General features: G+C 72.2%; 12 protein-coding genes, 1 pseudogene and 1 riboswitch. Of the genes and pseudogenes, 3 read left to right on the forward strand and 10 right to left on the reverse strand.

Going from position 1 to position 15,046, the window contains the following annotated elements:
* Positions 1–4: 4 nt before the first annotated feature.
* Positions 5–493, forward strand: coding sequence for a hypothetical protein (locus tag ACQP2F_RS44060; RefSeq protein WP_433298654.1), 489 nt, complete (start codon positions 5–7; stop codon positions 491–493).
* On the opposite strand, the gene ACQP2F_RS44065 is transcribed toward ACQP2F_RS44060, so the two are convergent.
* From ACQP2F_RS44065 to ACQP2F_RS44090, 6 genes and pseudogenes are all read right to left on the reverse strand, one after another.
* Entirely contained in the window at positions 432–1,409 is a 978-nt protein-coding gene (locus ACQP2F_RS44065) for an N-acetyltransferase family protein (protein WP_433298656.1), read from the reverse strand. The genes ACQP2F_RS44060 and ACQP2F_RS44065 overlap by 62 nt on opposite strands.
* 243 nt (positions 1,410–1,652) lie before the next feature.
* Positions 1,653–2,933: a threonine synthase gene (gene thrC, locus ACQP2F_RS44070; protein WP_433298658.1), complete on the reverse strand. Its 1,281-nt coding sequence runs from the start codon at positions 2,931–2,933 to the stop codon at positions 1,653–1,655.
* A 10-nt stretch (positions 2,934–2,943) separates the two neighbouring features.
* Positions 2,944–3,067, reverse strand: a riboswitch (SAM riboswitch).
* A gap of 83 nt (positions 3,068–3,150) precedes the next feature.
* Entirely contained in the window at positions 3,151–3,918 is a 768-nt protein-coding gene (locus ACQP2F_RS44075; RefSeq protein ID WP_433298660.1) for an ABC transporter permease, read from the reverse strand.
* A gap of 53 nt (positions 3,919–3,971) precedes the next feature.
* Positions 3,972–4,646: pseudogene (locus tag ACQP2F_RS44080) on the reverse strand (ABC transporter ATP-binding protein); the annotation flags it as partial.
* A 43-nt stretch (positions 4,647–4,689) separates the two neighbouring features.
* Positions 4,690–5,556: an ABC transporter permease gene (locus tag ACQP2F_RS44085; RefSeq protein ID WP_433298662.1), complete on the reverse strand. Its 867-nt coding sequence runs from the start codon at positions 5,554–5,556 to the stop codon at positions 4,690–4,692.
* A complete protein-coding gene (locus ACQP2F_RS44090; protein WP_433298664.1) occupies positions 5,553–8,354 on the reverse strand; it encodes an alpha/beta fold hydrolase in 2,802 nt (933 codons plus the stop codon). The genes ACQP2F_RS44085 and ACQP2F_RS44090 overlap by 4 nt, the downstream gene beginning before the upstream one ends.
* Before the next feature lie 76 nt (positions 8,355–8,430).
* Here ACQP2F_RS44090 and ACQP2F_RS44095 point away from each other — a divergent pair, with 76 nt between their 5' ends.
* Complete coding sequence (locus ACQP2F_RS44095) at positions 8,431–10,641, forward strand: AAA family ATPase (protein WP_433298666.1); 2,211 nt, start codon at positions 8,431–8,433, stop codon at positions 10,639–10,641.
* Between the two features lie 2 nt (positions 10,642–10,643).
* On the opposite strand, the gene ACQP2F_RS44100 is transcribed toward ACQP2F_RS44095, so the two are convergent.
* The 4 genes from ACQP2F_RS44100 to ACQP2F_RS44115 all read right to left on the reverse strand — a co-directional run bounded on the left by ACQP2F_RS44100 (position 10,644) and on the right by ACQP2F_RS44115 (position 13,893).
* On the reverse strand, positions 10,644–10,979 hold the full coding sequence (locus ACQP2F_RS44100) for a DUF3263 domain-containing protein (protein ID WP_433298668.1): 336 nt from the start codon (positions 10,977–10,979) through the stop codon (positions 10,644–10,646).
* A gap of 84 nt (positions 10,980–11,063) precedes the next feature.
* On the reverse strand, positions 11,064–12,071 hold the full coding sequence (locus ACQP2F_RS44105) for an ABC transporter permease subunit (protein WP_433298670.1): 1,008 nt from the start codon (positions 12,069–12,071) through the stop codon (positions 11,064–11,066).
* Positions 12,068–13,054, reverse strand: a complete 987-nt coding sequence (locus ACQP2F_RS44110; protein WP_433298672.1) for an ATP-binding cassette domain-containing protein — start codon at positions 13,052–13,054, stop codon at positions 12,068–12,070. The genes ACQP2F_RS44105 and ACQP2F_RS44110 overlap by 4 nt, the downstream gene beginning before the upstream one ends.
* Before the next feature lie 53 nt (positions 13,055–13,107).
* Complete coding sequence (locus tag ACQP2F_RS44115; protein ID WP_433298674.1) at positions 13,108–13,893, reverse strand: DeoR/GlpR family DNA-binding transcription regulator; 786 nt, start codon at positions 13,891–13,893, stop codon at positions 13,108–13,110.
* Between the two features lie 194 nt (positions 13,894–14,087).
* Here ACQP2F_RS44115 and ACQP2F_RS44120 point away from each other — a divergent pair, with 194 nt between their 5' ends.
* Positions 14,088–15,011, forward strand: a complete 924-nt coding sequence (locus ACQP2F_RS44120) for an SIS domain-containing protein (protein WP_433298676.1) — start codon at positions 14,088–14,090, stop codon at positions 15,009–15,011.
* Positions 15,012–15,046: the final 35 nt, after the last annotated feature.

The raw sequence follows: 15,046 nt of genomic DNA on the forward strand, positions 1-15,046 counted from the left end.
GCTCATGAGACGGCACCACGTCCGCACCGTGGTCACCGCCGCCAACGCCACCACCGCCGTCGGCCTGCTCGTCGCCGTGCTCGGCGGCGCCCGGGTGCGGCGCGGGCGGGACGGCATCCTGATCGGCGAGGGTTACCGCCGCAAGGCGCCGCCGGCCACCTGCTTCACGGTCGGCTCGGTGATCATGTGCCGGCACAGCGCCGAGTGGCTGCTCGCCGACGAGCGCGCGGACCTCTTCGGGCACGAGAGCCGGCACGCCGGGCAGTACGCGTGGCTGGGACCGTTCTTCTGGCCCGCCTACTGGACGGCGTGCCTGTGGTCGTACGCGGCGACCGGCTCGTGGGGCGCGCGCAACCTGTTCGAGCGGCGGGCCGGCCTGACCGCCGGCGGCTATCCCACCGACCTGCCGGTGCGCCCGTGGCTGACCCGGCTCAGAGGTCGCGCTGCCAGAAGAGAACCGACTCCACCGGCCGGAAGCCCATCGCGCGATTGATCCGCATCATGTGCTCGTTGGTGGCCGCGTTGAAGGTGTCGATCACCTCGATGGCCGGCCGATGAGTACGGGCCTGGGCCAGGTTGGCCAGTTTGATCAGCAGGCCGAGCCGATGGCCACGGTGCGCCGGAGCGACCAGCGTGGCGTTCTGCCAGGCGTGCGCGGGTTCGTCGGCCGGGCAGTTCAGCGTGGTCCAGGCAACCAGCCGCGCGCCGTGCAGCGCACCAGTGTGGAACGTCATCCGGCCGCGCCGGGCCCGGGCCGCCTCGTCCGCCCGCAGCCGGTCGGCGTCGATCCGCTCCGGCTCCCAGTCGAGGTCACCGGTGGGCGCCTCGGTCATGAACGTGCTGTCGAGGGCCGCGACCTCATCGATGATCTCGTCGGGCGCCACCCCGGTCCACTGGATCAGGTGGTAGCCGCCGGCCCGCTCCCAGGCCGCGGCCAGCTCGGCGTCGAGCCGGGCCTGGTCGGCCGCGCGCACGTCGAGCCGGCTGCGGATCTCCTCGAGACCGACCCGCGCGCCCATCGCGGCCGCGAAGGAAGCCCCGTCCGGATGTCGCTGGATCGTGCGCCCGAACAGCCGCACGCGGCCCTCGGCCTTGGCCCGCTCGACGGCCAGGTCGTAGAGCGCCCGGCCGGCGCCGCGCCGCCGGGCGGACGGCAGCACGGCGAGCTCGACGTCCACGGTGCCCAGGTTGTCGGCTTGTGAGAAGGCCAGCTCGAGATGACCCACCGGCTCACCGTCGAGGCGGGCGAGGTAATGCTCGACGACGTAGCTCGCGGCCGGCGTCGCCACCCTGGTCGCGAACGCCTCGGGCGAGAGCGGCTCGATGTCGCTGCGGTCGTGGACGGCGCCGGCGCGGTAGATCTCGTAGGCGTCCGCGGCCGAGGCGAGCGGACCGATGGAAAGCACCATGGCCGCCACCCTGGCGGGTCGGCGGCCATGTATGCCAGCGAATTTGGTCGGGAGGGTGGACGCACAGCGCCTCCGGCACTGGGTCGTTGGGCACCTCGAGAGATTGTCGCCAAGCTCGAAAGGTGAGGGGCCTCGTACGGCGTCGGCCCTCCCGCAGAGAGCATCTTGCCGACGCTGAGAGGCCCGCGCAAGTCCTCCGGCGATGGAATCTTCAACTAATGGCAGACAGTCGATTACCGACGGTCATCCCAGCAGGCCCGCCTCCCGGGCCCCGCGCAGCGACGGCTTGATCTGGTGAGTGGGCCCGACCAGGCCCGCGACCGCGTCGAGGGTCTTGAGCCCCTCGCCGGTGTTGTAGACGACGGTCTCCTTGTCGGGGTCGAGCTTGCCGCTCGCCACGAGCTTTTTGAGCACCGCCACTGTGGTGCCACCGGCGGTCTCGGCGAAGATGCCGGTCGTCTCGGCCAGCAGCCGGATGCCCGCGCGGATCTCGTCGTCGTCGGCGTAGTCCATCCAGCCGCCGGTGCGCTTCACCGACTCGATCGCGTACGCGCCGGCCGCCGGGTCGCCGATGTTCAGCGACTTGGCGATGCCGGTCGGCTTGACCGGGACGATGTGGTCGGTGTCGTTGTGCAGCGCGACCGCGATCGGGTTGCAGCCGGCCGACTGGGCGCCGAACACGGCCCAGCCGCCCTCGGGCGCCTCGACCAGGCCGATCTCGACCAGTTCCGCGAACGCCTTGTCCACCTTGGTGAGCAGCTCGCCGGAGGCCATCGGGATGACGACCTGGGCCGGGATCCGCCAGCCGAGCTGCTCGGCGACCTCGTAGCCCAGGGTCTTGGAGCCCTCGGCGTAGAACGGGCGGACGTTCACGTTCACGAACGCGGTGTCCTCGAACTCGTCGGTCTCGACCAGCTCGCCGCAGAGGCGGTTGACGTCGTCGTACGAGCCCTCGATCGCGACCAGGTCGCCGCCGTAGACCGCGGTCGTGACGACCTTGCCCTGCTCCAGGTCGTACGGGATGAAGACGATGCTGGGCGCGCCGGCCCGGGCGGCGTGCGCGGCCACCGAGTTGGCCAGGTTGCCGGTGGAGGCGCAGGCGAAGCGGGTGAAGCCGAGGCCGCGGGCGGCGGTGAGCGCCACCGACACGACCCGGTCCTTGAACGAGTGGGTGGGGTTGGCCGAGTCGTCCTTGACGTACAGCGGCGCCCGCAGCCCGACGGCGGCGGCCAGCGCGGGCGCGCTGACCAGCGGGGTCAGGCCGGGGTCGAGGGTGACCCGGGTGGCCGGGTCCTGGCCGGCGGGCAGCAGACCGGCGTAACGCCAGATGTTCTGCGGACCGGCCTCGATCTGCTCACGGGTCACCCGCGCGAGAGCGGCCTGGTCGTAGGCCACCTCGAGCGGGCCGAAACACTCGTAACAGGCGTGCTGGGCGACCAGCGGGTATTCGGCGCCGCACGCGCGGCAGACGAGGCCACGGGCCGGGGAGTCGGTGACCGAGGGTGTGCTGACGGCAGACGTCATCGAGGCCTTCCTCTCATCTTTCCCCGAAGCCGGGGACGGAATTAGCACCTGCCGCGTGCGGCCTCTTCAGTGAGACAAACACGGTGGTTGCCGGGGCTTCATCGGGCCGTTCCCTCTGCCCCTCTGGATGAGGTATTCAGTTGTTTCCCACACCTTACGTCGGGTCGTGGCGGACACGGAGTGGGCATCCCGAGGTGTGAGCCACGACCCAGGCCCGTCAGCGGTTCGGCAGCCTCATGAAGGCCGACCGGGACCACAGGATGCCGGTCACCGCGAGCACGACCGACCAGGCGACGGCCAGGATCCAGGTGTCGCCGACCGGGGTGCCGTCGAGCAGGTGCCGCAAGGTGTCGATGATCGGGGTGAACGGCTGGTTCTCGGCGAACCACCGCACACCCGGCGCCATCGTGTCGGTCGGGACGAACGCGCTGCTCACGAACGGCCCGAAGCTGAACAGCAGGGACAGCGAGTTGGCACCGGCCACGGTCTTGGCGGTCAGGCCGAAGGCAGCGGTCATCCAGCTGACCGCGAACGTGACCAGCACCAGCAGCCCGGCCACGGCGAGCCAGTCGAGCCCGCGAGCGCCCGGACGGAAGCCCACCGCGAAGAGCACCCCGATGACCAGGAGCAGGCTCAGCGACGTACGCACGAGGCTGCCACCCACCTGCCCGGAGAGCACCGCCACCCGGGAGACCGCCATAGTCCGCAGCCGGGCGATCACTCCCTCGGTCATGTCCTGGTTGATGTTGATGGCGGTGGCCGACCCGCCGCCCCCGATCGCCATCACCAGGATCGCCGGTGAGATGTAGTTCACGTACGCGCCGCGGTCGCCCGCGCTGATCGCGCCGCCCAGCACGTACGTGAAAAGCAGCAGGAAGATGCACGACGTGCCGATGCCGCTGATGGTCATGAGCGGGAACCGGACCATGCGGGTGAGGTCGCGCCGGACCATGGTGGCCGAGTCGGCCAGGACGAACGAGGTCATCGGATCCCCCCGGTGAGTGCAAAGAAGACGTCGTCGAGCGTGGATTGCGCGCCGACCGAGCTCTTCAGCTCGTCGGCGGTGCCGGAGGCGACGAGCCGGCCCTGGTCGAGCAGCGCGATGCGGCCGGCCAGGCGGTCAGCCTCGTCGAGGTACTGCGTGGTGAGGAAGATCGTCACGCCCCGGGCCACCAGGTCCTCGATGATCTCCCACATCGTGCGGCGGCTGCGCGGATCGAGACCGGTGGTCGGCTCGTCCAGGAAGATCAGCCGCGGCTCGCCGACCAGGGTCATCGCCAGGTCGAGCCGCCGCTTCATGCCGCCGGAGTAGGTCGCCACCGACCGGCCCGCCGCCTCGGTGAGGTCGAACCGCTCGAGCAGCTCGTCGACGCGGGCCCGGCCGGCCCGGGCGCCGAGGTGGCGCAGGTCGGCGATGAGCCGCAGGTTCTCCCGGCCGGTGAGCACGCCGTCGACGGCCGAGAACTGGCCGGTCACGCCGATGATCTCGCGGATCTTGCCGGGCCGGCGACGCAGGTCGTGGCCGTCGATGGTGACGTCGCCGGCGTCGGGCGCCAGCAGCGTGGTGAGGATCTCGACCATCGTGGTCTTGCCGGCGCCGTTCGGCCCGAGCAGGGCGAAGACGGTGCCGGGGGCGACGGTGAGATCGATGCCGTCGAGGACGGTGTGGCTGCCGAACGCTTTCCGCAGCCCGCGCACGGTTATCATACGCATACTATACATACGCGTATACGTGGAGGCTACGTATAACCGGGAGCTACGAGGTGATGTCCTTCCGGGTGAAGCGCCAGAACGCCAGCGACCAGAAGAGCGTGGCGTAGCAGACCGCCGCGATCGCGCCCTTGACCAGGTCGTCCACCTGCGGCGGGGTGGAGAGCAGGCCGAGCCAGGCGTCGCTGTAGTGGGTCGGCAGGCCGGTGCGCAGGCTCCCCAGGGCGGTGATCTGGTCCAGGATGCTGGAGAGGATCCACAGCAGCACCGCGCCGCCGACCGCACCCAGCGCCGCGTCGGTCAGCACCGAGAGCAGGAACGCGAGACCGGCCACCACGAGCATGATCACGGCGAGGTAGGCGACGATCCCGAGCAGGCGGAGCACGCCCTGGCCGGGCGGGATGGCGGCGGCCACGGTGCTGCCGAGCGGGTGCCAGCCGTAGCGCAACGTGCCGACCAGAAGGCCGGTCGCCGTCAAGATCAAGAGCGCGAGCAGCGCGTACGCCAAGGCCACCACCAGCTTGATCGCGAGCAGCCGCACCCGCGGCACCGGGATCGCCAGCAGATAGCGCAGGCTCCCCCAGCTCGCCTCGCTCGCCACCGGGTCGCCGCAGAACAGCGCCACCACCACGACCAGCAGGAAGCCGGCCGAGACCGCCAGGCAAAACAGCGCGAAGTTGAGCCCGCCCGAGGTAGCCAGGTCGACCAGGCTGCCGAACGCCCCGCCGCCGTTGTTGTCGTCGTTGCCGTTCCCGCCGCCGAACTCGAAGGCGACCAGGATGATGAGCGGGAGCAAGACCATGAAACCCAGGGCCAATTGGGTACGACGGCGGGTCGCCTGCCGCTTGACCTCGGCCCACACCGGGAGCGTCGCCGACGCCCGGTACCCCTGGACTGCCGCTCCCGCGCTCATCGGTCCCCACTTCCTCGCGAGTTGTCGCCGACCAGGGCCAGGAACGCGTCCTCCAGCCGCCGGCGCGGCACCACCCGGTCGACGTCGACGCCGGCCCGCACCAGCGAGGCCACCACCTCGGCCCGGGGCGTGCCGTTCATGTCCACGATCAGGCCGCTCGCCCCGTCCGGGGTCACCGAGCGCACACCCAGCCCCTCGAGCACCCGGGCGGCGGCCGGCACGTCCGAGACGTCGAGCAGCACCGACGGCGACTCGCCGACGATCTCCTCGACCGGGCCGGACGCCACGATCCGGCCCTTGTTGACCACCACCGCGTGCGTGCAGGTCTGCTCGACCTCGGCCAGCAGGTGGCTGGAGACCAGCACCGCCCGGCCGTCGGTCGCGTAGCGCTTGAGCACCCGGCGCATCTCGGCGATCTGCGGCGGGTCGAGACCGTCCGTCGGCTCGTCCAGCACCAGCAGCTCGGGCAGGCCGAGCATGGCCTGGGCGATGGCCAGCCGCTGCCGCATGCCGTGGCTGTACTTGCGGGTCTTGCGGTGCACCGAGTCGCCGAGGCCGGCAATCTCGAGCGCCTCCTCGAAGTGGGCGTCCGCCTCCGGCCGCCCGGTGGCCTGCCAGTACGCCCGGAGGTTGTCGTAACCGCTGAGGTGGGGCAGGAAGCCGGGACCCTCGACCAGGGCGCCGACCCGGGACAGGATCGGCGCGCCAGGCGTGAGGCGGTGGCCGAAGACCAGCGCGTCGCCGCCGGAGGGCATGGTCAGGCCCATCAGCACGCGCAGGGTGGTGGTCTTGCCGGCGCCGTTGGGCCCGAGCAGGCCCACGACCTGGCCGCGCTCGACCGTGAAGCCGATCTTCTCGACGGCGACGAAGCCGTCGCCGTACGCCTTGCGGAGATCGCGCACCACCAGCGGCGTGTCCGCGAACTCGGCCAGCACCTCGTCGTGCCGGCGACGCCGTCGCCGGCGGCGCACGAACTGCACCACCGCGAGGCCGAGCACGATCGCGACCAGCAGACCGGCCAGCACGTACCGCCAGATCGTCTGCGGGTTGGCGATCGGCGTCCCGACCACCGTGGGAAGCGTGAGCGTCGAGCCCACCGCGACCGTGTAGACCGCCGGCTCGGCCGGAGTGAGGAACGCCTGATCGCTGGTCGCGACCACCACCCGCAGGACGTGGCCGACGTCGATCTGCCGGACGATCGCCGGCAGGGTGACCGTGACCTCGGCCGCCTTGTCGATCGTGGCCGGCAGACCGGTGAGCCGGACGGGCGCGACCAGGCCGGCGCTCAGGGTCTCGGCGCCCGACTGGTCGACGTCGTAGAGCTTGGCGAAGAGCGTCGCCTCCCCGGTCGGCGAGGCCGCCCGCAGCCGGATCGCCGGCGCGCCCGCCACCTGGATCGCGCTGGTCACCGGCGCCGACTGGAAGGTCGCGTGCTGCCCGGGTATGTCGCCGGCGATGCCACCGAGCAGCTCGCTGAGCCGGCTGCCCGCGCCCGGCAGCGAGGACAGGGCGCCGGGGTTGCCGTTGGGCGGATTCGCGATCTGCTGCGCCGCGCCGGTGAGCGCGACCTGAGTGCCGCCCGCGTGGAGACCGGGGTAGACGTCGGTGGAGTAGCCGTTGGTGACCAGCCCCCGGTCGAGCGCGCTGAAGCCGGCCACCCGCGAGTAGGTGAAGCTGTTCTCCGGGGCGGCGCCCTCGCCCTTCACGTAGTGGTCGAGCCACTGGACGGTCAGGTACTTCACCCGGTCCTGATCGGTCTGCGGCCCGGCGCCGCCGTCGTGGCCGCCGGTGAACCAGGCGACCCGGACCGGGGTGCCGGTCGCCGCGATGCCGCGGGCGTTGGCGTCCGCCTCCGACAACGGGAAGAGCGTGTCGACCTCGCCCTGGATCAGCAGCGTCGGCGCCTTGATCTTGTCGAGCACGGTCGCCGGGCTCGACTTGCGCAGCAGCGCGAGCGTGGCGGCGCTCGGCGTGCCGTCGGTCGCGAGCTGCAGATAGGCGGCGCAGAGGTCGGCCGCGAAGCGGCCGCACGACGGGTCGCCCGCCGCGCTCGCATCGGCGCCGGCGCCGGCCGCGCCGTCTCCCGCCGCGCTCGCATCGGCCGCACCGGCGCCGGCCGCGCCGCCTTGACCGATCGCGGCGCCGTTGCCGAAGTAGAGGCCGGCCCATCCCTTCTTGAAGACGCCGGTCGCGGCCGAGTCGGCGGACTGCGGCAGGAACACCTTGGTCAGGTCGTTCCAGGTGATCGACGGGACGATCGCGTCGACCCGGGGGTCCTGCCCGGCGAGCATGAGGGCCAGGCCGCCGCCGTACGAGCCGCCGACCACGCCCACCCGCGGGTCGCCGGCCGCGTCGAGCCGCACCTCGGGCCGGGCCGCGAGCCAGTCGAGCAGTCCCTGCGCGTCCTTCACCTCATAGTCGGGGCTGTCCAGGTGGATCTGCCCGCCGCTGCGCCCGAAGCCCTGCGCGGTCCAGGTGAGCACGGCGTAGCCCCGGTCGGCGAGCGACTGGGCGTCGTCGCTGACCGACTCCTTCGTGCCGCCGAAGCCGTGTGCCAGCAGCACCGCCGGAACCCGGCCGCCGCGGTCGCGGGGCAGGTAGAACCGGGTGTCGAGCACGACCGGCTGGTCGCCGCCCGGCCCCGAGCGCACGGTGATCCGCTGGTCGGTGGCGCGCCAGCCCGGCGTGTCGGGCCGGACCGCCCAGCCGACGAGAGCGGCGACCAGCACGAGGACCACCGACCCGGCGACGACCCGGCGGCGTGTGGCGGCTTTCCGGAGCCGGCCCGACAGTGACATGGGGCCAAAGCTAGCCGCCCCGATCTGAGCTTCGGCTGTGAACCATCACAGCGCGACGGCGATAGCGTGTATCACTGTGTCTCCCGAACTCACGCTGACCGTCACCCTGCGGCCGGCCGCGCTCGACGCCCGCCGCGGCATCGTCCGGCTGCACCCCGAGGTGATGGCCGCCCTCGAGATCAACCCCGGCGATCCGGTACGCCTGGCCGGCGCCCGCACCACCGCGGGCGTGGCCGCGCGGGCCGAGGCGGGTGCGAGCCGTGCCCTGCTCTACGCCGACGACCTCACCATCGGCAACCTCAAGATGCGCGACGGCGGCCAGGTCACGGTCGCGCCGCTGCCGGTGGTCGAGGCCCGCCGGGTCACGCTCACCGGCCCGCCCGAGATCGTGGCGGTGGTCTCCCCCGAGATGCTGCGGCTGGCCCTGCTCGGCAAGGTGGTCAGCGCCGGCGACGACGTCTCGCTGCTGCCGCAGGACGTGCTGCCCGACGCCGGCAACCGGTCGCTGGTCGAGGCGGCCCGCCGCAGCCTGGCCAACCGGGTCGGCTACGGCTGGACCAGCGCGCTGCTCGCCGTCACCGCCGTCGACGACACCGACGGCGCCCTGGTCACCATGGACACGGTGGTCGGCTGGGCGGACGGCTACCACACGACCGCCGGCACCGCCTCGACCCCGGCCGTCCGGGCCAGTGCGCCGGCTGCGACCGATCCCGAGGTGCCGCCGCCCAGCCTCGACGACCTGCCCGGCCTGCGCTCCCAGGCCAAGGAGCTGGAGGAGCTGCTCGACCTCGGCTTCCACCACGGCGAGGTGCTGGCTCGGCTGGGCACGAAGGTCTCGCTCGGCGTGCTGATCTCCGGGCCGTCGGGCTCGGGCAAGTCAGCGCTGGTACGGGCGGTGGCCGCCAAGGTCGGAGCGCGGGTGCTCCCGGCCTGGGCGCCGTCGCTGGCCGCGCTCACCAACGACGCCGCCGCCCAGCAGCTGCGGGCGCTGGCCCGGGACGCCCGCGGCACCGGCCCGTCGGTGCTGCTCTTCTCGGACGTCGACGCGCTCGCGCCCCGCGACGAGCCCGGCCCCCTGTCCACCGTCTTCCACCAGATCCTCGAGGAGACGGTCCGGGCCGGGGTCGCGGTGGTCTGCACGACGAGCCGGCCGGAGTCGGTCGACCCGTCGCTGCGCGCCCCCGACCTGCTGGCCGTGCAGCTGGCGGTGCCGCTGCCGGACGCGGCCATGCGGCGCGAGCAGCTCGGGGTGCTCACCCGCGGCATGCCGCTGGCCGAGGACGTACGGCTGGACGAGGTCTCCGGCCGTACGCCCGGATTCGTCGCCGCCGACCTCGGAGCGCTCGCCCGCGAGGCCGGCGTGCGCGCCGCCCTCCGCCAGAAGGACGCCGAGTCACCCACCGTGACCATGGCCGACTTCGAGGCCGCGCTCGACGTGGTCCGCCCGACCTCGATGGCCGACTCCACGCTCGAGGTCGCCGCCGTGACCCTGGACGACGTGGGCGACCTCGCCGACGTCAAGCAGGTGCTCACCGAGTCGGTGCTGTGGCCGCTCACATATCCGGACACGTTCGCCCGGCTCGGCGTCTCCCCGCCGCGCGGCGTCCTGCTCTACGGCCCGCCCGGCTGCGGCAAGACCTACCTGGTCAAGGCGATCGCCGGCACCGGCAAGGCGAACGTGCTCTCGGTCAAGGGCGCCGAGCTGCTCAGCAAGTGGGTCGGCGACAGCGAGCGGGCGGTGCGCGAGCTGTTCCGCCGGGCCCGGGAGGCGGCGCCGACGCTGGTCTTCCTGGACGAGGTGGACGCGCTCGCGCCGACCCGCGGGCAGTCCACCGACGGCGGCACCGCCGACCGGGTGGTGGCGGCCCTGCTGACCGAGCTGGACGGGGTGGAGGAGCTGCGCAACGTGGTGGTGATCGGCGCGACCAACCGGCCCGACCTGATCGACCCGGCGCTGCTGCGGCCGGGGCGGCTCGAGCGGCTGGTCTACGTGCCGCCGCCGGACGGTGCGGCCCGGGCGGCGATCCTGCGGGCCTCGTCCAAGCAGGTGCCGCTGGACGAGTCGGTCGACCTCGACGCGCTCGGCGCCGATCTCGACGGGTTCTCGGCGGCCGACTGCGCGGCCCTGATCCGGGAGGCGGCGCTGGCCGCGATGCGGGACTCGCTGGAGGCCACCACGGTCACCGCGGCGAACGTGGCGACCGCGCGCGAACGGGTCCGGGCGTCGCTCGATCCGGCCCAGGTGGCGTGGCTCTCCGCGTACGCGCAAGAACACCAACCCGGCTGAGGTCACCGACGGCGCGTACGTGCCCTCGTAGCCCGGAGGCGCCGCAGGCGGCCGACCAGTACCGGATCGTGCTCGATCGCCTCGGGTTTGTCGAGAAGCGCGTTGAGCACCTGGTAGTAGCGGGTCGAAGAGAGGCCGAAGGTGTCGCGGATGGCCTGCTCCTTGGCGCCGGCGTGCTTCCACCAGCGACTCTCGAAGCCGAGGATGTCGCGCTCGCGGTCGGTCAGCCCCGGCTTCTGCGCGGTGGGCTCGGCCGCTTCATCCGCCTCGACCGCCTCGACCGCTTCGTCCGCTTCCCGAGGGACCGGGATGTGCTGGGTGGACTCCTCGGGCTGCATGGTGCTCCTCGGGCTGGACCTGGCGGGGGCCGCGAGCAGCATAAGTTGCCGTAGGCCCCCGCGCATGGCCGGGTTTCCGTTACCTCACGTTATGTCGCGCCTACGCATTGTCCACATAGCGACGCCGACGACGACCGCAAAGAGGACCGTCAGAGCAACGCCGGCCATCTGCCAGGTGATGGTCAATGTGTCCGGCCGGCAGCCGTCCGTGCCCGAGAAGTTGCACGAGTTGTAGTCCTCGGCGACGTACTGCTTGTTCATCCAGGCGTAGACCCAGAACGGCGCCAGGTAGAGCTCCGGGAACTTCACCTTGGCCAGTGAGATCACCGCGCCCAGGCCGAACTGGAGCACCACGATCACGCCGATCGCCACGCCCAGCGCCGTCGCCGTGTGCCGGCCGATCGAGGCCAGGCCGAAGCCGACCGCGGCGGTCACCAGCACCAGGCCGAGCGCGCGCAGCTCGGTGAGCCCGATCGACTGCCAGGCGCCGTCGGTCATGCCCGCGGTCGTGCCACGGGCCTGCGCGATGAAGTAGAAGACGGCCGTCCAGATCGCGGCCAGCACGACGGTCAGGGCGGTGGTCGCGACGAGCAGCGTGGCCAGCTTGGTGCCCAGCACCTGGAGCCGTTTCGGCCGCCAGAGCAGCAGGTTCATCATGCCGCCGCTGTTCCACTCGGCGCCGACGAAGGACGCGCCGATGATGTACGCGACGACCGCCAGCACCGCCGCCAGCGTGGTGACCATCCCCGGGAACGACTCCTTGAAGTCGAACGTCGCCGGCATGTACCAGCGGGGGTCGAAGTCGGACGGGGTCGGCAGCTGGATCTCGCAGTTCGGCGGGTAGTCGCCGGCCTTGGCCGTGCCCTGGGCGGCCCGGCACTCGTCGATCAGCCGGTTGGTGTCGGCCAGCGCCTGCTGGTAGCTGTTCTGCGCGTCGGCCTTCGCCTGGGCGATCGTCTCCGGCCCGGCCTTCTGGTTGCTGAGGAAGACACCGGCCGCGATCGCCGCCAGCACCAGCAGCGCGCAGCCCACGAAGAGCTTGGTGAACCGCCGCTTGACCAGCCGGCGCGTCTCCGCTTTGTACAGGCTCACTGACCCCACCCGCCCTGCGCCGGCGCCATCGCGGTCTGGTCGACCTGGCGGTTCTGACCCTCGACCGGCGCGGTGCCGGTGAGCTCGAGGAAGACGCTCTCCAGGTCGGCCGCGACCGGGGTGAGCTCGCTGACGTAGATCTCCTGCTCGGCCAGGATCCGGGTGATCTGCGCCGGGTTGGGGGCGTTGCCGACCACGAAGTGCTCGCCCTCGAGCGTCACCTCGGCGCCCTTCGCCCGCAGCACCGCGGCCGCGCCGATCAGGTCGACGCCCGGCTCGAGCCGCACCTTCACCGCGTTCGACGCGTGGCTGGCCAGCACCGACTCGACCGAGCCGGCCGCCACCCGCTTGCCCGCCGAGATGATGGTGACCTGGTCGCAGATCAGCTGGATCTCGCCGAGGATGTGGCTGGAGAGCAGCACGGTCATGCCCGACTCGGCGAGGTTGCGCATGAGCGTCCGCATCTCCCGGATGCCGCCCGGGTCGAGCCCGTTCGCCGGCTCGTCGAGGATCAGCAGCCGCGGCTCCTTGAGCAGCGCCGAGGCGACGGCGAGGCGTTGCTTCATGCCGAGGGAGTAGGTGCGCACCCGCTCCTTGGCCCGGTCACGCAGCCCGACCAGCTCCAGCACCGCGGTGACCCGCCGGCGCGAGACCCCGCCGGCGTCGGCCAGCAGCGCGAGCGTGTCGAAGGCGGAGAAGTTGCCGAAGAACTGCGGGCTTTCCACGATCGCCCCGACCTGCCCGGCGACGGCCGGCAGATGCGCGGGGACCTCCTGGCCGAAGAGCGCCATGCGCCCGCCGTTGGGCCGGATCAGCCCCAGTAGCGTACGCAGGGTGGTCGTCTTCCCGGAGCCGTTGGGGCCGAGGAAGCCGTGCACCTGGCCGGCCTCGACCACCATGTCGAAGCCGTCCAGAGCCCGGCGCACACCTTTCCGGCTGCGATACGTCTTCTGCAGCCCGGATATCTCGAGTACGGCGTTCATGCCGCGAGACTCTAGGCACCCCCGTCAATATCGAGCAGCCCCGCGACGCACGGTTACGCGGTGATGACGTGCACGCCGGCCTCGCGGAAGGCGGCCACCGTCGCCGGCGGGGCGCCGCTGTCGGTCACCAGCGTCTCGATTTTGGTGATCGGGCAGATGCGGGCGAACGCGTGGCCGCCCAGCTTCGACGAGTCGGCGATGACGACCACGCGCTTGGCCCGGGCGACCATCAGGCTGTTCATCGCCGCCTCGCCCTCGTGGTGGGAGGCGGCGCCGAGCTCGACGTCCACGGCGTCGACCCCGAGCAGGACGATGTCGAGGGTCACCTCCTTCAGCAGGGCGCCGCCGAGGGGGCCGACGACCTCGAAGGACTGCGGGCGGACCACGCCGCCGGCCACGACGATCTTCATGCGGGAACGGACCAGCAGCTCGTTCGCGATGTTCAGGGCGTTGGTGACGACCGTCAGCTGGCTGCCCTCGCCGCCCGCGTTGAGGTCCGGCCGCACGGCCAGGGCGCGGGCCACCTCGGTGACCGTCGTGCCGCCGTTGAGGCCGACCACCGTGCCGGGGGTGACCAGGCCGGCCGCGGCCTCGCCGATGCGCTGCTTCTCGGCCGAGTGCTTGGCGCTCTTGTAGCGCAGCGGCAGGTCGTACGAGACGCCGTTCGCCACCGCGCCGCCGCGGGTACGGGTGATCATCTGCTGCTGCGCGAGCTGGTCGAAGTCGCGCCGGATGGTGGCCTGGGAGACATCGAGACGCTCGGACGCGTCCTCGACGCTGACCCGGCCGTTCTCGGCGAGTAACTCGAGCAGGGCATTCCACCGCGCGTACCGGTCCACCAAACCACTTCCGATGCACGTTATGTGATAAGTGTGTGCACATTAGTGCGCGAAAGCCCGGGAAGCAAAGCTCCGCGCTGCGCGGTCGAGGGATGACTGTTGCGCCCGTGGCGACGTTCCGCGCAGAATGGCGCTCGAAACCGCGGGGATCCGAGCGCTTTCGCGCACAGAGGTACTGCTGTGAAGGGTGGCCCATGACGCACGTCAAGGCGGAGATCGCGAGCCAGCCGGACTGCTGGCAACTGGCCGCCAAGCTTGCCGACTCCGCCGGCCTGCCGGCTCGCGGCGAACGGGTCGCGGTGGTCGGTTGCGGCACGTCGTGGTTCATGGGCATGGCGTACGCGTCCCTGCGTGAGCAGGCGAGCGAGGGCGAGACGGACGCGTTCCAGGCCAGCGAGTTCCCGCACGGCCGGCGCTACGACCGGGTCGTCGCGATCACCCGCTCCGGCACCACCACCGAGATCATCGAGCTGCTCGACGCGCTCGACGGGCGCACGCCGACCACCGTGCTGACGGCCGACGCCGGGCAGCCGGCCGCGGCCCTGGCCACCGACACCGTGGTGCTCGACTTCGCCGACGAGCAGTCGGTCGTGCAGACCCGGTTCGCCACCAGCACGCTCGCCCTGCTGCGCGCCCACCTCGGCGAGGACATCGAGCCGGTGATCGCCGACGCCGAGGTCGCCGTGCGCCTGCCGCTGCCGGTGCACCCGGCGCTGGCCGAGCAGATCACCTTCCTGGGCCGGGGCTGGACCATCGGCCTCGCCCACGAGGCGGCGCTCAAGTGCCGGGAGGCGGCGGCCTACTGGGCCGAGGCGTACCCCGCGATGGACTACCGGCACGGCCCGATCGCGCTGGCCGGGCCGCGGCGGGTGGTCTGGGCGTTCGGCGAGATCCCGGCGGGCCTGGCCGACGATGTCGAGGCGACCGGCGCGGCCTTCGTGCACAGCCGGCACCACGGCGGGTACGCGGCACTGGGCAGCTGGTGCGGCGGGCGCGCGCCGCTCGACCCGATGGCCGACCTGGTGCTGGCCCAGCGGGTCGCCGTGCTGCTCGCCACCAGCCAGGGTCTCGACCCCGACCACCCGCGCAACCTGACCCGCTCGGTAGTCCTGGCGTGACCTCGAACGCCGTCGTCGTCGCCCTCGACGTGGGC

Origin of the sequence: Actinoplanes sp. CA-030573, from assembly GCF_050951115.1 — a bacterium.
Lineage (GTDB): Bacteria > Actinomycetota > Actinomycetes > Mycobacteriales > Micromonosporaceae > Actinoplanes.